Annotated in this window: 17 protein-coding genes; 8 read left to right on the top strand and 9 right to left on the bottom strand. The window is 69.9% G+C overall.

Translation table 11 applies throughout. From position 1 onward, the window contains the following. Positions 1-1,532: condensation domain-containing protein (locus AB0L97_RS30460; protein WP_364436200.1), on the bottom strand; the 1,532-nt coding region annotated here is incomplete at its 3' end. A gap of 387 nt (positions 1,533-1,919) precedes the next feature. Next, the gene (locus AB0L97_RS30465) at positions 1,920-2,606 is read right to left on the bottom strand and encodes a TVP38/TMEM64 family protein (RefSeq protein WP_364436203.1); all 687 of its coding nucleotides are present in this window, start codon (positions 2,604-2,606) and stop codon (positions 1,920-1,922) included. Positions 2,607-2,787: 181 nt separating this feature from the next. Here AB0L97_RS30465 and AB0L97_RS30470 point away from each other — a divergent pair, with 181 nt between their 5' ends. From AB0L97_RS30470 to meaB, 3 genes are read left to right on the top strand one after another with little or no spacing between them, the layout of a single operon-like run. Next, positions 2,788-4,644, top strand: a complete 1,857-nt coding sequence (locus AB0L97_RS30470) for a methylmalonyl-CoA mutase family protein (RefSeq protein ID WP_364436206.1) — start codon at positions 2,788-2,790, stop codon at positions 4,642-4,644. After that, on the top strand, positions 4,644-6,923 hold the full coding sequence (scpA, locus tag AB0L97_RS30475; protein ID WP_356969700.1) for a methylmalonyl-CoA mutase: 2,280 nt from the start codon (positions 4,644-4,646) through the stop codon (positions 6,921-6,923). Before AB0L97_RS30470 ends, scpA begins: the two co-directional genes overlap by 1 nt. After that, positions 6,920-7,963, top strand: coding sequence for a methylmalonyl Co-A mutase-associated GTPase MeaB (meaB, locus tag AB0L97_RS30480; protein ID WP_364436211.1), 1,044 nt, complete (start codon positions 6,920-6,922; stop codon positions 7,961-7,963). Before scpA ends, meaB begins: the two co-directional genes overlap by 4 nt. Positions 7,964-7,986: 23 nt before the next feature. Here the strand turns inward: meaB and AB0L97_RS30485 are convergent, their stop codons facing one another. From AB0L97_RS30485 to AB0L97_RS30495, 3 genes are all read right to left on the bottom strand, one after another. After that, positions 7,987-8,943 (bottom strand): endonuclease/exonuclease/phosphatase family protein, encoded by a 957-nt coding sequence (locus AB0L97_RS30485; RefSeq protein ID WP_364436214.1) that lies wholly within the window; start codon positions 8,941-8,943, stop codon positions 7,987-7,989. 195 nt (positions 8,944-9,138) lie between these two features. Then, on the bottom strand, positions 9,139-10,023 hold the full coding sequence (locus tag AB0L97_RS30490; protein ID WP_364436217.1) for an amidohydrolase family protein: 885 nt from the start codon (positions 10,021-10,023) through the stop codon (positions 9,139-9,141). Further along, positions 10,020-11,072, bottom strand: a complete 1,053-nt coding sequence (locus tag AB0L97_RS30495; protein WP_364436220.1) for a nucleoside hydrolase — start codon at positions 11,070-11,072, stop codon at positions 10,020-10,022. Before AB0L97_RS30495 ends, AB0L97_RS30490 begins: the two co-directional genes overlap by 4 nt. 118 nt (positions 11,073-11,190) lie before the next feature. Between AB0L97_RS30495 and AB0L97_RS30500 the strand changes: the two genes are divergently transcribed. Then, positions 11,191-11,766 carry a helix-turn-helix domain-containing protein gene (locus AB0L97_RS30500; protein ID WP_364436223.1) on the top strand — a complete coding sequence of 192 codons (576 nt, stop codon included), beginning with the start codon at positions 11,191-11,193 and terminating at the stop codon, positions 11,764-11,766. Positions 11,767-11,866: 100 nt separating this feature from the next. Here the strand turns inward: AB0L97_RS30500 and AB0L97_RS30505 are convergent, their stop codons facing one another. Next, a complete protein-coding gene (locus AB0L97_RS30505) occupies positions 11,867-13,207 on the bottom strand; it encodes a CoA transferase (RefSeq protein ID WP_364436226.1) in 1,341 nt (446 codons plus the stop codon). Positions 13,208-13,770: 563 nt separating this feature from the next. On the opposite strand from AB0L97_RS30505, the gene AB0L97_RS30510 reads away from it, so the two are divergent. Continuing rightward, complete coding sequence (locus tag AB0L97_RS30510; RefSeq protein ID WP_364436229.1) at positions 13,771-14,313, top strand: hypothetical protein; 543 nt, start codon at positions 13,771-13,773, stop codon at positions 14,311-14,313. Positions 14,314-14,369: 56 nt separating this feature from the next. Further along, positions 14,370-15,239: a serine hydrolase gene (locus AB0L97_RS30515; RefSeq protein WP_364436232.1), complete on the top strand. Its 870-nt coding sequence runs from the start codon at positions 14,370-14,372 to the stop codon at positions 15,237-15,239. Here AB0L97_RS30515 and AB0L97_RS30520 read toward each other — a convergent pair. Further along, positions 15,224-16,174 carry a LysR substrate-binding domain-containing protein gene (locus tag AB0L97_RS30520; protein WP_364436235.1) on the bottom strand — a complete coding sequence of 317 codons (951 nt, stop codon included), beginning with the start codon at positions 16,172-16,174 and terminating at the stop codon, positions 15,224-15,226. The two genes, AB0L97_RS30515 and AB0L97_RS30520, sit on opposite strands and share 16 nt — an antisense overlap. 83 nt (positions 16,175-16,257) lie before the next feature. Between AB0L97_RS30520 and AB0L97_RS30525 the strand changes: the two genes are divergently transcribed. Both AB0L97_RS30525 and AB0L97_RS30530 read left to right on the top strand, forming a co-directional pair. Continuing rightward, entirely contained in the window at positions 16,258-17,238 is a 981-nt protein-coding gene (locus AB0L97_RS30525; protein WP_355078437.1) for an MBL fold metallo-hydrolase, read from the top strand. Positions 17,239-17,372: 134 nt separating this feature from the next. Continuing rightward, positions 17,373-18,131 carry an alpha/beta fold hydrolase gene (locus tag AB0L97_RS30530; protein ID WP_364436240.1) on the top strand — a complete coding sequence of 253 codons (759 nt, stop codon included), beginning with the start codon at positions 17,373-17,375 and terminating at the stop codon, positions 18,129-18,131. A gap of 14 nt (positions 18,132-18,145) precedes the next feature. On the opposite strand, the gene AB0L97_RS30535 is transcribed toward AB0L97_RS30530, so the two are convergent. After that, positions 18,146-18,535: a DUF2784 domain-containing protein gene (locus AB0L97_RS30535; RefSeq protein ID WP_355078435.1), complete on the bottom strand. Its 390-nt coding sequence runs from the start codon at positions 18,533-18,535 to the stop codon at positions 18,146-18,148. Between the two features lie 46 nt (positions 18,536-18,581). Then, positions 18,582-20,012: an SDR family NAD(P)-dependent oxidoreductase gene (locus tag AB0L97_RS30540; protein ID WP_364436244.1), complete on the bottom strand. Its 1,431-nt coding sequence runs from the start codon at positions 20,010-20,012 to the stop codon at positions 18,582-18,584. Positions 20,013-20,102: the final 90 nt, after the last annotated feature.

Consider the following 20,102-nt stretch of genomic DNA (forward strand, 5'->3'; position numbering starts at 1 on the left):
GTGATGAGTTCGGTGTCGAGGGTGTAGGTGGTGGTGGCGCCGTGGTGGGAGGCCACTGCGGGGCGGGGGCGATCCACCGGCAACGACAACTCCTCCGGAAGGTCCGCGAGCGCGTCGCGCCAGAACGCGAGGTCGTCGCGGCGGCTTCGGATCCGGGCCGCTTCGCGCGCGCTGCCGGGGTGGATCCGCGCGAGGTCGGTGGCCGGCGTGGCGGCGGCGAACTCGTCGAGGAACTCCACGAACTCGCTGTGGTGGGCGGACAGTTCGGGGCCGGTGTAGCGGTCGGGATTGGCCAGGAAGTGCAGGATCGTCCGCGGCGGTTCTCCGGTCTGATACAGGTTGACCAGGAGATCCTCGACCGGCCCGGAGCTGAGGATGTGGAAGTCCCCGGTCAACTCGCCGAAGCGGATCTTCTGGGGGAAGAACATGACGTTCACCATCGGGCCCGCGAACCGCCGCTGCCCGCGCGATCCGGTGGCGGCGCGAATATCGGCGAGGCCGCACCGCTGGTGGCGCAACGCTCCGACCAAGTCGGATTGGACCCGCCGTACCAGCGTCGCGGCCGTGTCTTCCGCGCCGAGTGCGAGCGGAAGCGGCGCGAGGTTGACGAACACCCCGCCGGACCGGCGCAGGACGGCCGTGGTTCGGCCGGAGACGGGAACATCGACGAGGACCTCGTCCCGGCCGGTCATCCGGGCGAGATAGCAACCGAACGCGGCGATCACCACCGCGGCCGGGCTCGCGTCGAGCGCTTTCGCGGCGTCCGCGATCCGCACCACCAGCGCCGTCGGCAGTTCGGCCATCGCGACCACGCTGTCCGCACGCGGCGGCGCGTAGCGGGTCGCCAGACTGGATTCGTCATCGGCGACATCGGCGAGCTTGTCCACCCAATATGCCTGGTCGTCTGTGAACCGCTTCGACTCCCGATACGTGCGGTCGGCCTCGTACAGTGTGCGAAGGTCCGCCGCCCGGTTCGGTTCCGGCGGCCGTTCCTCCACGGCGGCCGTGTACAACTCCGCGAGCCGGTTCAACATCGTCATCGCGGCGTAGCCGTCCACCGCGACGTGGTGAGCTCTGTTGTACAACAGGTAATGCCGATCGCCGACCTGCAGAAGCGCCCCCGCCCACAACCGGTCCCGAGCCATATCCAGCGGTGCGGTGTATTCGTCGTGCATCCACTTCAACGCCGCCGCCATGGGATCCGGTTCGGCACGCGTATCGATTACCGGCCCCGTCGAAGCCAGTGACGGGTCGAACAGTTGATGCGGGGTGCCGTCCACCTCGACCAGCCGAAAATACCCTGACTGGAACTCGTGACCCGCGCGAATTATCAGCGAACGCAGAAGCTCACGATCGAGCTCGCCGTGGAACTCGACGTATTGGGCCTCGCATATCGGGACGTCCGGACTCAAGCGTTGCGCCAGCCACAGCCCCCGCTGTCCGGCTGACAGCGGTACAGGCTCTGGTGGCGACACGTCCGGTGCGGTGTTCGATCCAAGGTCGGGGTCGAACTGCGGTCGCTGAACGGTCATCACCTTGCCTCCAGACCCGACCGGAAATCAGTTTAAGCCGACCGGTTCGTTCGCGTACACCTAAACCACGATGCAGAGCGGCAAATAGTTGCCGACTTTACGAAATTGATAAGGGCCGGTGCGCGGAACTGCCGCAGCAGAGGCTTATGTGACGCGGCAGCGACCGAACTGCACTGCGGCCTGATTCGTCCGATGGCGCCGTTGTAGTATCAATTACGGTGCCGCATGCGAACCGTGTCCTGGAGAGTGGCGGGCGCTCGGTCCCTTATTGCTGATTTGTCCTTGTTCTCGGCACCGATGAATTTCCCGCATTTCGCGTCCGGCTGCGCGGCGGCCGTGGTGGACGTGACCCCGGTTCCGGTGGAATCGGCCCCGATCGAGCGATGCTCAGTCGGCAGCCGCGATGGGTTCGGCGATGTCTACCGAAGCGGGGACTGTCGTCTTCCATCGCGCGTCGACGACCAGACCGGCCAGTCCGACCGCGAGGCAGGCGCCGGACAGCGCGAGCATCGCCGGATGGGTGGTCCCGGTGAGCGCGTCGCCGAGGATGACGGTGCCGATCGTGCCGGGCAGTACACCCAGCACCGTGGCGAACAGATACGGCCAGAACCGGATCGAGGACAAGCCACAGCAGTAGTTGATCACCGAGAACGGTACGGCCGCGATGAGCCGCAGCGAGCCGACCGCCAGCCAGCCGCGGCGGGCGAGACGTTCATCGATGGCGCGCACCGCGGGATGGGTGAGCCGGGCGGCGACCTGATTGCGATCGAGCGCGCGGATGAGCACGATGGCCAGGGCCGCGCTGACGGTCGTCGCGCTCACCGCGAGCGTGATGCCCAGCAGCGGGCCGAACAGCAGTCCGGCGCTGACGGTGAATACGGTGCGCGGGATCGGCGCCACCGTCACCAGAGCGTGGACCAGGAAGAACAGCAGCGGGAAGACCGGGCCGACGGAAGTCGCCCAGTCCTGCACCTGGCGGGGCGACGGCAGCGGGACCAGCAGCGCCGCGCCGAACAGCGCGACCGCGCCGACGATCAGCGCGACGATACGCGGGTCACGGATCAGCCTCGTCACGGGCGACAGGTTACCGGTTGGTAGTGGCGGGCAGGGTCAACCGGCTGGGAATCCGCCCGCTAGCATCAGTGGAAGCGGGACGAATGCCCGTTAACCGAAGTAGTCGCTGAGCTGGGCGAATGTGAGGGTATCGGGCGCGCACTGGCGGTGCGCCCGTGGTGAGGAAGAGGAACAGCAAGCTATGCCGATTGCTTCAGATCCCGGGGCCGACCCGGTGCCCGAATACGGCGCATGGCGCAAGGGTGTTGCCGGGGTGCTGGCGAAGGCTCGCCGCGTCGATGTCAGCGAACTTCCCGAGGAGCCCGAGCGACTGCTCGACGAGACCACCTATGACGGGCTGACGGTCGCCCCGCTCTACACCCGGCGCGATGAGCTGCCGGAGCAGCCCCTGCCCGGAACGTTCCCCTTCGTTCGCGGCCGGGACGCCACTCGCGACGTGCACCGGGGTTGGTTCGTCAGCGCCCGGTTCGCCCAGCGCGACGCCGCGGTGGCGAACCGCGAGATCCTGGCCGCGCTGGAGAACGGGATCAGCGCGATCTGGCTCGGTGCGGGCGAGCGCGGCGTACCGGTGGCGGATCTGCCGACCGCCCTGACCGGCCTGCTCTTCGAACTCGCCCCGCTCACGCTGGACGCGGGCGGCGACGTCGCCGACGCGGCGGCGCAGGTGTTCACGGCGCTCGACGGCTACACCGCGCCGGCGCGCGATGGCATCCGGGTCTCGCTCGGTGCCGCGCCTCTGACCAGCCGCTTCGCCGGACCGGCCGACACCGGTCTCGCCGAGGCCGTCGCACTGGCCGGACAGGCGGCGCGACGACCGGAAACGGTGCGTGCGATCACCGTGGACGGCACCGTCTTCCACGACGCGGGCGCCTCCGACGCCCAGGAACTGGGCGCGGCGGTCGCCGCGGGCCTGGCCTACCTGCGGTCGCTGACGGAGAGCCTGGACATCGCCGACGCGCTGGGACAGCTGGAGTTCCGGTTCGCCGCCACCGACGATCAGTTCGCCACCATCGCGAAGTTCCGTGCCGCCAGGCGGCTGTGGGCGCGGGTCGCGCAGGTCTGCGGAGCACCGGATTTCGGCGGCGCGCCCCAGCACGCGGTCACCTCGGCCGCCATGATGAGTCAGCGCGACCCTTGGGTGAACATGCTGCGCACCACGCTCGCCGCGTTCGGCGCGGGCATCGGCGGCGCCGACACCGTGACCGTGCTGCCGTTCGACTCCGCCCTGCCGCCCGGCGAACTCGGCGTCTCGCAGGCGTTCGCCGATCGGATGGCCCGCAACACTCAGCTGCTGCTGCTCGAGGAATCGCACCTCGGCCACGTGCAGGATCCGGGTGCGGGCTCCTGGTACATCGAGGACCTCACCGCCGCGCTGGCGGCGAAGGCATGGGAGTTCCTCCAGGAGATCGAGGCGGCCGGAGGCTACCTCGCCGCGCTGGAGTCCGGGCTGCTCGCCGAGCGGGTCGCGGCGACCAAGGCCGCTCGCGACGAGGATGTCGCGCACCGCAAGACCGCCGTCACCGGCGTGAACGAATTCCCGAACCTCGCCGAGCAGCCGCTGTCCGAGGCGGCGCGGCAGACCGGCCGGGTCGCCCGCTACGGCGCCGCGTTCGAGCAGCTGCGCAACCGCTCCGACGCCTACCTCGCGGAGCACGGCGCGCGGCCGAAAGCGCTGCTGGTGCCGCTCGGCTCGGTGGCCGAGCACAACGTCCGGGTCACCTTCATCGCGAATCTGCTGGCTTCGGGCGGCGTCGAGTCGATCAATCCGGGTCCGCTCGCGGTGGACGGAATCGCCGCGGCGGCCGCCGAAGCGGGGGCGCCGATCGCGGTGCTGTGTGGCTCGGATACGCGCTACGGATCGGAAGCGGGTGAAGCGGTGCGGCAACTGCGCGCCGCGGGCGTGCCCACCGTGCTGCTGGCGGGTGCGGCGAAGGCCGTCGCCGACCTGGACGACGCGCAACGCCCGGACGGATTCCTCGCCGCGCGCATCGACGCCGTCGCCGCGCTGTCCGGCCTGCTGGAGAAGGTGGGAGCCTGATGACCACTCGTGAGATCAAGCACGTGATCGGTAGTTTCGCCGACGTGCCGCTGGCCGAGCGCGCGCCGGAGCCCGCCGCGGTCGACGCGGCGCAGGTGACGGAGTACGTGCGCGCGGCCGCGGCGGCCAACCAGTACGCCCCCGAACAGCTGGTGTGGTCGACCCCGGAAGGCATCGACGTGCCGCCGGTGTTCACCAAGGCCGACCGGGACGCGATCGCGGCCGCAGGATATCCGCTCGACAGCGTGCCCGGTGTCGCGCCGTTCGTGCGCGGTCCGTACCCCACGATGTACGTCAACCAGCCGTGGACCATCCGCCAGTACGCGGGTTTCTCCACCGCAGCGGACTCGAATGCCTTCTACCGGCGCAACCTGCAGGCGGGCCAGAAGGGTCTGTCGGTCGCGTTCGACCTGGCGACCCACCGCGGCTACGACTCCGATCATCCGCGGGTGCAAGGTGACGTCGGCATGGCGGGCGTCGCCATCGACTCGATCCTGGACATGCGCCAGCTGTTCGACCACATCCCGCTGGACCAGGTCAGCGTCTCGATGACGATGAACGGCGCGGTGCTGCCGATCCTGGCGCTGTACGTCGTGGCCGCCGAGGAACAGGGCGTCGCGCCGGAACAGCTGGCCGGAACCATTCAGAACGACATTCTGAAAGAGTTCATGGTCCGCAACACCTACATCTACCCGCCGAAGCCATCGATGCGGATCATCTCCGACATCTTCGCCTACACCAGCGCGAAGATGCCGAAGTTCAACTCGATCTCCATCTCCGGCTACCACATCCAGGAAGCGGGCGCGACCGCCGACCTGGAACTGGCCTACACCCTCGCCGACGGCGTCGAGTACATCCGGGCGGGCATCGACGCGGGCATGGAGGTCGACAAGTTCGCGCCGCGGCTGTCGTTCTTCTGGGCCATCGGCATGAACTTCTTCATGGAGGTCGCCAAGCTGCGCGCCGGGCGCCTGCTGTGGAGTGAGCTGGTCGCGAAGTTCAACCCGAAGAGCGCGAAATCGCTATCGCTGCGCACCCATTCGCAGACCTCCGGCTGGTCGCTCACCGCGCAGGACGCCTACAACAACGTCGCGCGCACCTGCATCGAGGCGATGGCAGCCACCCAGGGCCACACCCAGTCGCTGCACACCAACGCGCTCGACGAGGCGCTGGCGCTGCCCACGGACTTCTCCGCCCGCATCGCCCGTAACACCCAGCTGCTGATCCAGCAGGAGTCCAACACCACCCGCCCGATCGACCCGTGGGGCGGCTCGTATTACGTCGAGTGGCTCACCCACCAGCTGGCCGACCGCGCCCGCGCGCATATCGCGGAGGTCGAGGCGCACGGCGGCATGGCGCAGGCGATCGGCGAGGGCATCCCGAAACTGCGCATCGAAGAAGCCGCCGCGCGCACCCAGGCGCGGATCGACACCGGCCAGCAGCCGGTGATCGGCGTCAACAAGTATCAGGTCGAAGAGGACCAGCAGGTCGAGGTCCTCAAGGTCGAGAACTCGCGGGTGCGCGCCGAGCAGATCGAGAAGCTGCGACGCCTGCGCGCCGAGCGCGACCCCGACGCGGTACGGCGGGCGCTGGCCGAATTGACCCGCGCCGCGGCCTCTTCCGAGGGCGGCATGGCGAACAACCTGCTCGCGCTGGCCATCGACGCCGCACGGGCCAAGGCCACCGTCGGCGAGATCTCCGATGCGCTGGAGCAGGTATACGGCCGCCACCAGGCGGAGATCCGTACCCTCTCCGGTGTGTACCGCGACGAGGCAGGGAAGGTCACCAACATCACCAAGGCGAGCGAGCTGGTCGAGGAATTCGCCGAGGCCGAGGGCCGCAGGCCGCGCATCCTCGTCGCGAAGATGGGGCAGGACGGCCACGACCGGGGACAGAAGGTGATCGCCACGGCCTTCGCCGACCTCGGCTTCGACGTCGACGTGGGCCCGCTGTTCCAGACCCCGGAAGAGGTGGCGCAGCAGGCGGCCGACAACGATGTGCACGTCGTCGGTGTGTCATCGCTGGCGGCGGGCCACCTCACGCTGGTGCCCGCCCTGCGGCAGGCACTGGCCGATGTCGGACGCCCCGACATCATGGTCATCGTCGGCGGCGTCATCCCGCCCGGTGACTTCGAGGAGCTCTACCAGGCGGGCGCGGCGGCGATCTTCCCGCCCGGCACGGTGATCGCGGACGCGGCGATCGACTTGCTGAAGAAGCTCGGCGCCGAACTCGGTCACGAACTCGGCAGCGGCGCCGCGGATTCCGCCGCGACGGAATGAGCGAAGCGGGTTCCCCGGCGCGCGACACCCCGAAGGTGACCGCGCGCCGGGCGATCGACGTCGACGCCCTCGCCGCGGCGGTCCGCGCCGACGAGCGTGCCGCTCTGGCGCGGGCGATCACGCTGGTGGAATCCACCAGGGCCGATCACCGTGCGCTGGCGCAGCAGTTGCTGCTGAAAGTGACGCCGGAGGCGGGCGCGGGGGGCGCGCCGTCCAACCGCGTCGGCATCACCGGCGTTCCCGGCGTCGGCAAGTCGACCTTCATCGACGCGCTCGGCATGTATCTGATCGAGCGGGGGCACCGGGTCGCGGTGCTGGCGGTCGACCCGTCCTCGACCAGGACGGGCGGTTCCATCCTCGGCGACAAGACCAGGATGGCGCGGCTGTCGGTGCAGCGCGAGGCCTACATCCGGCCCTCGCCCACGGCGGGCACGCTCGGCGGCGTCGCCAAGGCGACACGCGAGACCATCGTGCTGCTCGAGGCGGCGGGATACGACGTGATCCTGGTGGAGACCGTCGGGGTGGGCCAGTCGGAGGTCACCGTCGCGAACATGGTCGACGTGTTCTGCTTCCTCACCCTGGCCAGGACCGGCGACCAGCTGCAAGGGATCAAGAAGGGTGTGCTCGAACTCGCCGACCTGGTCGCGGTGAACAAAGCCGACGGCAAACACGAGGTCGAGGCCAGAGCCGCCGCCCGGGAACTCGCGGGCGCGCTGCGGCTGATCCACCCGCACGACGCGCTGTGGCGGCCGCCGGTGCTGACCATGAGCGGTTTGGAAGGCATCGGCCTGGACCGGTTCTGGGACACGGTGCTCGAACATCGTCGTGTGCTCACCGACGCCGGGGAGTTCGCCGAGAAGCGCCGTCGCCAGCAAGTGGACTGGACCTGGACCATGGTGCACGACCAGCTGCTGCGCAGGCTCTCGGACAACCCGGACGTGAAAGCCATTCGGGCGCAAGTGGAGAAGCAGGTCCGCGACGGCACCCTCACCGCCGCGCTCGCCGCCGAGGAACTGCTGAACGCCTTCGACGGCCGCTGAGCCGCCGGGATCCGATCCAACGCCTACCGCGCGGTCAGCTGGATCCGCGCCACCAAGGCACGGTGGTCCGCGCCGGGGAGTCCCACGGTCTCGACCGCGACCGCGTTACCGCCGGCGACGAGGATGTGGTCGATACCGACCAGGGGCGGCCACCGCTTGTCGGTCGGATAGGTGACCAGATGTCCGGCGCCCGCCTGCTCGGCGGCGTCGGCGAAGCGGCCGGACAGCATCGCGCGGAACTGCCGGTGGTCGTAGGTCGCGTTGAAATCACCGCCGGTGAGCACCGGTCGATCCGCGGGTGATCGGTCGAGAATCACCCGCAGCCGGGACAATTCGTCGGCCCAGACCCGCGTGCCGTACACCGGCGGTACCGGATGGAAGGCGTACACCGCGACCGGGCCGACGCCTGGAACGTCGGCGGTCGCCGACAGCTGGTTCAGTACGAAGCCGTCGTACTCGACGGTTTCGGTCAGCGAGTAGCTGCTCCATATTCCCGTCCCGGTCGCTGTCCTTCCCGGTGAGACGAACCGGTACGGCAAGACCTGGTCCAGTCCCGCGCGGCCGAGTTCCTCGACTGCCGTCGGCGTGAGTTCGTTCACGGTGAGGACGGCGACGTTCCTCGCGCGTACCTCGTCGACCAGCGCCCGGGGATCGGCTCCGTCGAAAAGGAGATTGGCTTGCATCACCGTCAGGGTGTGCCCGTCCGCGTCGCCGGAACGGCCGACGTACAGCGGCGCTTGCGTCCACGCCGCGATGGCGACGACGACGATCGCGACCGCCGCACCGCTCCACTGCCGCACGGCGACGAACGCCACCGCCCCCAGCACGGCAGAACCCATCAGATACGGCGCACCCGAAGCCGCCAAGACCAGCATCCGCGACTGCGACCCACTGAAGTGCAGTGCGAGCCCCACGCACCCGGCCAGTGCGGCAAGCCAGGCCAGTAGCTGGACGACGACCACGATCGACTTCGAGATCACGTCCGATATTCGAACACACCGGCGACGCCGGGCATTCGACGGCAGCCGCCGCCGACCGCTGCTGCCGAGGCAGAGCGTGTTCTTCGGCCGTTCCAGACGCCGTAGGTGACGACCGCTGCGGGCAGGTGCGGTCGGGCTGGTGCCCGCACGGCCCAGCGGCTCACGGTCATGGCGACCCGAGCCGGTCGACACCGGTCATTCGAGGCCGAACAGCGCCGCCGCGTTGCGATAGCAGACCTGGCGTAACCAGTCGTCACCGAGATCCAGCCGTTCGAGCGCCTCGATCGAATGACCGTAGGAATGTGGGATGTTCGGGAAGTCGCTGCCGAACAGGATGCGGTCGGCGACGGCGCGCAGCCTACCGTGTTCGTGCACCGGAAACGGGGCGTCGGCCTCGGAGAAATCGGTCCACACCATGGTGGTGTCCAGCCGCACGTCCGCGTAGGCCTCGGCCAGGTCCAGGAATTCGGAGTACTCCGGCGTGCCCATGTGCGCGACGATCAGCCGCAGGCGCGGAAAGCGCCGCAGCACACCGGCGATCGGGTCCGGCCCGGTGTGCGTTCCGGGCGCGGGGCCGGAACCGCAATGGATGACGATCGGAACGCGCGCGTCCTCCAGCAGGCCCCACACCGGGTCCAGCAGCGGGTCGCCCGGGTGGTAGCCGCCGACTTGGACGTGCGCTTTGAAGACGCGGGCGCCACGTTCGACGGCCTCCCGCACATAGCTCGCGGCCGGTGGTTCAGGAAAGAAGGTGGCGGTGTGCAGGCAATCGGGCGTGCGTGCCGCGAAGTCTGCGGTCCATTCGTTCAGCCACGCGGCCATGTCCGGCTTGTGGGGGTAGACGAGAGCGGTGAACGCGCGAACGCCGAAGTCGCGCAGCGTCTTCAAACGGACCTGCTCGTCGGCGCGGTAGGTGATCGGCCAGGCGCGGCCGGTCAACGGACCGGCCGAGTCGAAGTAGGCCCACACCTTCCGCAGCACCTGGTCGGGCATGAAATGCGTATGGACGTCGATGATTCCGGGCAGCCCGAGCCGGGTGCGGAAGGCGGCCAGGTAGGTCGTGTCGTCGGCGTCGGTCACCGGACCTCCTGTGTGGCGGGCGGATGCACCGTGCGCGCGAGGTCGCCGACCCGGGCGATCAGTCGCTCGAAGAACAGCTCCTGGTCGGTGCCGATCACGATGTCGGCGTTGGGTTCCCGGCCCCACATGCTCGTCCAGTCGGCGACCGTGGTCGCGCGGGTGATGGTTCCGGCCAGTTCCACGTCCACCGTCGCCGGGCGGGTACGGGCCAGCGCCGGGTCCAGCGCCACCGCGGCCGCGAACGGGTCGTGCATGTGGGCCAAGTAGCCCAGGTCGTAGCCGTGGTGGAAATCGAAGTAGAACCGCACCGCGTCGGTGACGTACCGGACGATCGGATTACTCGCCGCCGAGCGTGCCTCGGGCGGATCGGCGGGCGAGACGATTTCCACCGGATAACTCTTCGCGCGCTCGGCGAGGCGGGCCAGGTGCTCGGGCCGCATCTCGATGGTCTCGGTGATGTCGAGTGCGCACACGATCGGCCTGCGCTGCGCGGGGGCCGCGGCGAACGCGTCGAAGACCTCCTTGGCGGCCTCCGGATCGACGTGCACGTTCCACTCGTTGGTCGGCGTCGTGTTGCCCGGATGGTTGAACGCGCCGCCCATGATCACCAGGCGGTGCAGCAACAGCGGCAGCTCCGGTTCGATCCGCAATGCTAGTGCGAGATTGGTCAGCGGCCCGGTGCACAGGCCGACGATCTCCCGGGGATGCGCGCGCACCAGCTCGACCCACATCCGCGCGGCCGATCGCGGCGAGAGACGGCGAGCCGACCGGGGGAGTTCGGCGTACCCGATGCCCTGGGGTCCGTGCGTGTCCTCGGTGGTGCGCAGCGGGATCGCGAGTGGTTCGGCCGCGCCGAGCGCCACTTCGATGTCCGGTGCGTGGCAGACATCCAGCCAGGCCAGATTGTTCGCCGCCACCTGTGCCGCCGGAACGTTGCCCGCGGTGGCGGCGATTCCGGTGATCTCGGCCTCGGGGGAGCCGAGCAGGTACAGCAGCGCGAGCGAGTCGTCGATGCCGGTGTCGACGTCCAGGATGATCTTCTGCCGCACGGGACGAGACTAGCGAGCCGGGGTGCCGGGGCGTCGCCGAGGTGGCCGATAGCTCGGTGATGGCAGGCGGTAGTACATACGTCTGGTACATATGTCTGAGACGTTGTAGCCTCGAGTCATGGGAAATCGCGAGGATCTGCTGGCGGGAGCACGGAAAGTCATCATCGAGCGGGGCGTCGCCAAGGCGACCGCCCGCGACATCGCCTCGGCGGCCGGTGTGAGCCTGGCGGCGATCGGCTACCACTTCGGCTCGAAAGACCAGCTGATCACCGAGGCCCTGGCCGACTCTCTGGGCACCGCGATCGGCGACAGCATGGAACAGAAGATCCGCGAGGGTAGTGGTGTGACGCCGCTGGCAGCGTTCGCCACGATGTGGAACGGCATGCCCGCGGTGTTCACCGAGAACCACGACAGCATGCTGGCGAGCATGGAGAACCTGGTCCGCGTCGCCCGCGCGCCGGAGTCGCGGAAGTTCTTCGCGCAGAGCCTGCCCGGGGCCTACCGGGAGATGGCGGACGCGCTGCGGGAGGCGCACCCGCAGCTGAGCGAAGACCAGGCCGAGGCGATCGGCGAACTGTATTTCGTACTCGTCCAGGGCCTCGGCGTACTGCAAACCATCGCTCCGGACGCGAACCTCCCCGACGGCGACCGCCTGGCGCAGGCGGTCGCCGCACTGGCCGGGGTCGAGGATTAGTGCTCCTGGACAGCTCCGACGGGGATGGGGCGCAGGCGCGGTACCGCGAGCGCCACTGGTCGGCGCCGCGAAGGATTTCGCGGCGCCTCAGCGGGACGGATCAGTGGGTCGGCAGCGGCCAGGCGGGACGGTCCGCGCCGTAGGTGGGTGCGGGCCAGGCGTAGTCCGGGTATTCGGGGAGTACGGGGGGCGCGGTGACGACTTGTCCGTGCCGGACCACCTGCGCTGCGCTCGGCTCCGCGGCTGCCGGATGACGCGGTGTGCGGTCGGGGGCGCTGAGCAGCCAGGACGCGGTGCGGGCCAGAGCCACACGCACGTCCCGCCCGATGCCGTCGCCCGCGCGCGCGACCAAGGCGTCGATCACTCCGGCGGCGAGGAGGTAGCCCGAGGCGTGGTCGAGCGCCTGGGCGGGCAGCGCTCCTGGCACGGAGGGCGCGCCCTCCAGGATCGAGATGCCGGATGCGGCCTGCACGATGCTGTCGAAGCCACGCCGCTCACCCCACGGCCCGGCTTCACCCCAGGCGGACACCCGCCCGTGGATCAGCCCTGGCCTGGCGGCGGCCCGCACCCCGGCGCGCTCCAGTGCGCCCGGGCGGTAGCCGGTGATCAGCACATCGGCGGCGGCGATCAGATCATCGAGGCCACTGGTGCGCAGATCGACCAACGCCGAGCGCTTGCCCTGACAGGTGTCGGCGAATTGCCAGGGGATCTCGGGCAGTTGCGGCGGGTCGACCCGCAACACTTCGGCGCCGAGCAAAGCCAGCGCCCGCGTCGCGACCGGGCCCGCGATCACCCTGGTCAGATCGAGCACACGCAATCCCCGCAGCGGCTGCAAAGGTGCGGCGCCCGTAGGCAATCCGGCTTCCCCACGGTCGGCGCGCCGGTCGATCGCGACCAAGGGGCCCGCCGCCGCGGCCTGTCCTTCCGGGCTGGCGGTCCACTCCTCCTCGGTACGGACGCGGACCGCGATAGCGCCCTGCGCGGAGGCCTGTTCCTCCAGATCCGAGGCGCGGATCATCGCAATTCGGGCGACGGCGAGATCGACCGGCACGGAGTCGGGCAAGCCGAGTGTGGCGAGCAGTCGCGCCCGGTGATGCGGATAGTTGGCGTGCGTGCGAACCCATCCGTCGAAGGTGGGGAAGAAGCCGGAGAGGTCGGCGAACTGCGTCGGCAGTTGGCCGCCGATGCGTAGGAGACGCTCGCTGGAGAAGGCCGCGGTGATGCGGGCCGGGTCGATGCGATGCGCCACCGGGGCCAGACCGCGGGCCGCTCGCATGCGGTTCGCCGCGGCGGTCAGCGCCGCGACCGAACCGGCGGCGAGTGCCCAGACCGGTAGTGTCGCGGCGAGATTGCTACCCGGATCCGGCGCGGGGGAGATGGGCGAGGCGGTGACACCGATACCGGCCTCGTAGTCCTGGACGAGCCGTGCGTGCGTGTTCACTCGCTTCAGCGTAGTTGGCGCTACGGCGAACTCGGGTGCGGTGGTCGTCACAGCCGCGCCGGATGCGGTCCGCGGCTTCCGCACCGCACCGTCGTTCCGTGGCGTCACCTGCGCCGATTCGGTCCGGCGACCAGTGCGACCCGCATGCGGGCGCGCCGCGCCTCGATGCGGCGGGGTGGTCGACGAACGGATGGCGCGCCCGTCCAAGTGGGACCCATGGACAGGCCCGAACGGCGACCGCGGGATCGCCCAAGGGCGAGGCCGGGATAGCGGATGAAATGCTGACGAGCTCGAGGCCCCGGCGTCTCGGACGGTGGTGGATGCGGGCCTTGGCAGCACCACACCACACCAAAGAGACTGTCCGAGCGCACTTCTCGCCAGTGAAAATAGCGGGGGGCGCGAAGACCGGACGTATCGGCCAGCATGTCCACATGCTGCACCGCAGCAGCCGGCGCGGTGACGCAGCGCCGATCCGATGACCTGTCCGTCGCGTGCGGGCAGAGGGGCAGAGCATGGCCGGCGCACCGAACTGCCGCGCCGGCCATAGATGAGGTCGATCGACGATGACGAACGTCTACGCCGGAAGCGCGGAATACACGGTGCCGACGATCAGAAAGAAGCCGAATTCACCCGCGCGAGAACGCGTGCCGGTCTTCGGCATCGACCTGCGGCCGCGTGCGGCTCTGCTCCCGGACCGGGTCCGCTCCGCGCCGATCACACTCGACTACGAGCTGATGGCCGTGCAGGACGCGCAGAACGCGGGGTACCTCCGGGAGATCCAGGACCTCGCCGCCGAGCGCGCGGCACTCGGCACCGCCGGTCACGACCAGGCGACGCGATTGCGCGTGGAGCAGCTCGAGGCCGCGCTCGCGGCGGCGACGACGGACGCGGCGGCGGCGGGAGTCGCCGCGGGCGACGTCGATCGTGCGGTGGAGTACGGCCGCGCCGGCGCCTACTGGGCCGACCGCCCCGCGCACCGCTACCTCGGCCGGATCGCTCAGTTGACCGACGAGATGGGTTCTCGTCTTACGGAATTGGCCGACTATCGGCAGCGGATCGCCGAACTCGAACAGCGAATCGCGCGGACGAGCCCCGGCGGGGCCTGAGCCGTCCGGCACGCCCCGGTGCCGTATCCGCCACCGCGGACGGGGATGCTGCATCGGTGCAGGAGATCTTTCGGACTGTCGGCGTCGAGGGGTGGGTGCATGCCCGGTGCGTCGAGTGCGGCGCCGAGGCGGGCGTCCGGGCGGACGAACCGGTGGTGCTCGCCTCGGTGGTGAAGGTGCCGCTGGTCCTGGAGTTCGCCAGGCAAGTAGCGGCGGGACAGTTGGACCCCGCCGACCGAGTGCGGGCGCGGGCGGCGGATCGGCTCGGCGGCGTCGGCACCGCGGGCTGCGCCGACGACGTCGAGTTCAGCCTGCGCGACGCGGCGTACTTCGCGCTCACCGTCAGCGACAACACCGCGGCGGACCTGTTGTTCGACCGGGTGGGGCTGGACAACGTGCGCTCGCTGCTGCGCGAACTGGGCCTCGCCGCCACCCGCGTGGTGGGTCCGCCGCGCACCGTGGTGCAGTCCATGGCCGAGGACATCGGCGCGGCCGACGCGGCCGAGTTCGCCCGCCGGTTTCCCGCGCTCGACGCCGAGCAGGTGCTGCGCACCCGCGCGCTGGACCCGCTGCGCACCACCGCGAGCACCCCGCGGGAGATGGCGCGGCTGCTCAGCATGATCGCCCGGGACGAGGCGGGCGCACCGGAGGCGTGCCGGTGGGTGCGTGATCTGATGCGTCAGCAGGTGAACTGGTACCGGCTCGCCGCCGCCTTTCCGCCGGACGTGCAGGTCTGGGCCAAGACGGGGACGCTGCCCGGGGTGCGCAACGAGGTCGGCGTCGTCGAGTATCCGGATGGAAAGCGTTATGCCGTAGCGGTTTTCACTCGAGCGGCGACCTTGGCGCAGCGGCTGCCGGAGGTGGATCGCGCCATCGGCGCAGCTGCCGTCGAGGCGATCGGCCGGATCGTTCACGGCGGGCCGTAGACGACGTTCCATGGCCGTTGCGGCGGGTCCGCGACCGGACTCGGCCGTGACGCGCCGTCGCCTTGCAGCACCGCGACGACCAGTTCGGCCAGCTCGCCCACCAGTGGATGCGCCACGCCCACCGGCCAGGCCAGCGACAACCGATGACTCAGCGTGCCCTCGGGCAGTGGCCGCCAGACCACGCGGGGTTCCTTCTGCGCCACCATCCCCTGGTCGAAGGCCACGCCCCGCCCCGAGAGCACCATGCCCAGGACGAATTCGGGATTGCGCGCGTGCTGCACCGAGGCCGGGCGGAAGCCGTGCTCCCAGCAGCGGCGCAGCGTGGCGTCGTAGAGTCCGGGCGCGGCCGCGCGCGGGAAGATCACCAGGCCGTGCCCGGCGAGGTCGGCCAGTTCCAGCGCCGACCGCGCGGCCAGCGGCGAATCGCGGGGCAGCACCACGCCGAGCGGTGTCTCCACCACCGGGCCGAGTTCCAGGCCGACCACGTCGACCGGGTGTTGCAGCACCCCGGCGTTCAATTGACGGTCGGCGAGCAGCCGGACCTGCTCGGCGGTGGTCAGTTCCTGCAGATCCACCCGGAGGTCTCTGGCCTCGAACGCGGTGAGCAGCGCGGCGAGCACCCGCCCGGCCAGTTCGGGCGGCACTCCGATCCGCACGGCGTCCATCTCGCCTCGATGCGCCTTCCCGACCAGCGTTCTCGTCCGCTCCCAGCGCGCGAGCAGGTCTCGCGACTCGGCGAGCAGAATCTGCCCGGCCTCGGTGAGTTCGACGCGGCGGCTGTCGCGCTCGAACAGACGCGCGCCGAGGTCGGCCTCCAGGCGGCGGATGCGCTGGCTCAGCGGCGGCTGGGCGATGCCGAGCCGCTCGGCGGCCCGCCCGAAATGCAATTCCTCGGCGACGGCGACAAAATACCGGAGCTGGCGCAGCTGGTCCACGCTGCGACGATATCTCTTCCGATATCACCGAACGTCGACACCGGTCTTGGACACGGCCGCAGGGCATGTGGTGTGGTGCCCGCATGACAGGTTTCGGACGGCGTGAATTTCTCGGCGCGACGGCGGGCGCGGCCGCGCTGGCAGGGTTAGTCGCTTGCGCTACAACGGATTCCGCCGACAATGGTGCGGCGACTTCGGTTCCCGGGGGCGGATCGCCCGGCGGGGTGACGCTGCGGTGGTGGGGCAACAACAGCTGGGAGATCCGCCTGCCGGGGGGCAAGGTCGTGCTCATCGACCCCTGGCTGACCAGGTTCCATACCGGAACCTACACCGCCGAGGGCGCGGATCCGCAGACCCCGATCACCGTGGACACCGCGCTGATCGACCACTACGTCGACAGCGGTGAATTGCGCGCCGATCACATCCTGGTCACCCACGGCCACTACGACCACCTCACCGACGTGCCGTATCTGGCGAAGAAGACCGGAGCGACGGTGCTCGGCACCGAGACGCACCTGAACCTCATGGCCGCGCTCGGCGCCCCGGAGCAACAGCTCGCCTTGGCGACAGGCGGCGAGTTCCTCCGTTTCGACGGATACACCATCCGGGTGCTGCGTTCGCTGCACTCCGCATCCGGGGCGCGCGCCACGGTGGCTTTCGCGGGTACCCGTCCAGGCCTGGGCGCGGGAGAACTACCGCAGCCCAGAGTGATTCGTGATCTGGTCGAGGGCGGCACACTCGCCTACGAGGTGAGCGGCGGCGGCGTGAGCGTGCTGAACTTCGGCGGCTCGAACTACATCGAGTCGGAACTGGCGGGCTTGCGCCCGGACGTGCTGCTGCTGCCCGCCGGAGGCGGGAAGATTCAGGACTACGTCGGGCGCCTGCTGCGCGCCACCGGCAATCCGCGCTACGTGCTGCCCACCCACTGGGACGACTTCGACCATCCACTCACCGAACCCGCTCGCGACTGGGGCGGTCTGGAGCCGCTACGAGCGGCGGTGCGTGCGGCGAGCCCGCAGAGCACTTTCGTCACCGTGGACCATCTACAGACCTTCACGCCGTGACCGGCCTGGATCTCGCCGGGGCCGATCGGGCCGGGTGCCACAGCACAAGCGTCACCCGATGCGGCGGCCGTGGCGACTACCGTGGTCTGGTCCGGCCGCGCGCCGGGACGTGCGACGGAGAAGGGAGATCGAACATGGCAGGCGGTATCACCGACTCGGAGTGGTTGCGGACGCTGCGATCCGAGGCGGTCGTGCGGCATCACCTGCTGTGCTTCCCGCCGGGCGGAGGCTCGGCCACGGCATACCGAGATCTCGCACAGCGGTTCGGGCCGGGTGTCGCGGTGTCCGCGGTCCAGTATCCCGGGCGGCAGGACCGGTTGGGCGACGACCTGATCACCGACCTGGCCGCACTGGCGGACCGGATCGCGCGAGAAGTGCTCGCGCAGGGCGAGATCGCGTCGCTGTCCTTGTTCGGCCACAGCATGGGCGCGACTGTGGCGTTCGAGACCGCGCGCAGGCTCGAGCGCGCCGGGCAGCCGCTGGCCGCCCTGTTCGTCTCCGGCCGTCCCGCACCGACATTCGAGGAGACGCAGCGGCTGCACCTGGCCTCCGACGACGCGCTCATCGATGAGCTGGTACGGCTGGCCTCGGATCCCGCTCCGCTGGAGATGCTGCGCGCCGAGCCGGGCCTCGCCGAACTCGTGCTGCCCGCCGTGCGCGCGGATTATCGAGCGGTCGAGACCTATCGTCATCAGCCGGGAGAACCGTTGCGCGTCGACATCGCGGCGCTGGTCAGCACCGAGGACCCGACGATGCGACCCGAACAGGCCGACGAGTGGCGAGCGCACACCAGGGGCGGATTCGATCGCGCGACGTTCCCCGGCGGGCATTTCTACCTGGACGAGCACGGCGCGCAGGTCGCGAGCTTCGTGGAGCGCCACCTCGGCGCCTGAGCACGGCCGCCTCGTCAGTGCGGTGCGTGCACACGGGTGGCCGGGGTGGCCCGCCTGCGCAGCGCCCACCCATAGCCGATCCAGGACGCCACCACCAGCGCGGCCACGACTGCCCGCACCAACCCGAGTGCGCTTTCGGGGTAGATCACGCCGGTGATGTAGTGATCGATGAACCCGCTCGACGGCAGCCGCTGCTCCCCGGCACGCTCGCGCGCCCAGTTCTCCAGATACGTGAGCGGGCAGTCGATGCCGAACACGATCGTGCTGAATCCCCAGCAGACCGCGAGCACATGCAGCCAGATCGTGCGCCCGAAGCGCCACGCGAGGAACCCGCCGACCACCACGTAGGCCACAAACGCGAAATGCGTGACGGCGGTGGCGTCGGCCAACAGCCGGTAGAGCACGCCTCCAGCGTAACCTTCCCTCGCGCGGCGGGACCCGTGTCGGCCGCTACCACGGGGAAGGCTGATAGTCCTTGAGGAAGCAGCCGAACAGATCGATCCCGTTCTCACCCTGCACGATGGGGTCGTAGACCCGCGCCGCGCCGTCGACCAGGTCCAGCGGGGCGTGGAAACCCTCTTCGGCGAGGCGGAGCTTGGTGTAATGCGGGCGCTCGTCGGTGATCCAGCCGGTATCGACCGCGGTCATCAGGATGCCGTCCTGCTCCAGCATCTCCCTGGCGCTGGTGCGGGTCAGCATGTTCAGCGCCGCCTTGGCCATGTTGGTGTGCGGGTGTCCCGGGCCCTTGTACGCGCGGGAGAACTGCCCTTCCATCGCGGAGACGTTCACGACGTATTTCCGGCGCGCCGCGGCGGCCGCCATCGCCGGGCGCAGGCGCGAGACGAGGATGAACGGCGCGACCGAGTTGCACAGCTGCACTTCCAGCAGTTCGGTCGGATCCACCTGCGCGACGGTCTGCACCCAGCTGTTGGTGTGCGCGAGGTCGGGCACCAGGCCGCCCGCGTCGATCGCGACGCCGCGCGCGATCCGTTCCGGCGTCGCCGATCCGGCGACCAAGGCCAGCTCGGCGACATCGGCGGCGGTGAGCGCCGGGGTGAGCGAGGCGGTCAGCGCGGTGGGGTGCGCCTGCATGGTCTTGCCGAAGCTGACCACCTCCGGCAGCGCGCCCGCGGGCAGCGGACCCGATTCCGCCTCGACCAAAGCGCTGTAGGCGCCGGGGGAGCGACGGACCGTCTGTGCGGCGTTGTTGATCAGGATGTCCAGCGGGCCCTGGGCGGCGACATCGTCGGCCAAGGCGACCACCTGGGCCGGATCGCGCAGATCGATGCCGACGATGCGTAACCGGTGCAACCAGTCGGCGCTGTCGTCCATCGCGGCGAAACGCCGGATCGCGTCGTTGGGGAAGCGGGTCGTGATGGTGGTGTGCGCGCCGTCGCGCAGCAGGCGCAGCGCGATGTACATGCCGATCTTGGCGCGGCCGCCGGTGAGCAGTGCCCGCCTTCCGGTCAGATCGGTACGAGCGTCCCGTTTGGTGTGGCTGCGCGTCGCGCAGTCCGGGCACAGCTGGTGGTAGAAGGCGTCGACCCGGGTGTAGCGCTGCTTGCAGATGTAGCAGGGACGCGGGCGGATCAGCGTGCCCGCGCTGGCTCCGGTGGTGGTGGAGCTGATCGGGATGCCCGAGGTCTCGTCATCGATCCGGTTCGGCGAGCCGGTCGCGGTCGCGGCGACCACCGCGCGGTCGGCGGCCGACACCGCCGCGCGCGCATCCGAGCGGCGCCGCTGCTTGAGCTTCTTGAACATGTGCCCGACCGCGCGCTGCACCGCCACCGAGTCGGGATGGTCCTTCTCCAGCGCTCCGGCCTGCTCCAGGACCCGAAGACAGGTCGCGAGGTCCTCGGGATCGATCATGCTTTCGGCCATCGCGGCGGGGGACATCCTTCATCGAGCTGGGCAGACGACCGGCCCATTGTCGCAAACTCGCCGGACCGGTCGCCCGCGCCCCGTCCGGTA

It is taken from the genome of Nocardia sp. NPDC051911, from assembly GCF_040681035.1.
GTDB lineage: Bacteria > Actinomycetota > Actinomycetes > Mycobacteriales > Mycobacteriaceae > Nocardia > Nocardia sichangensis.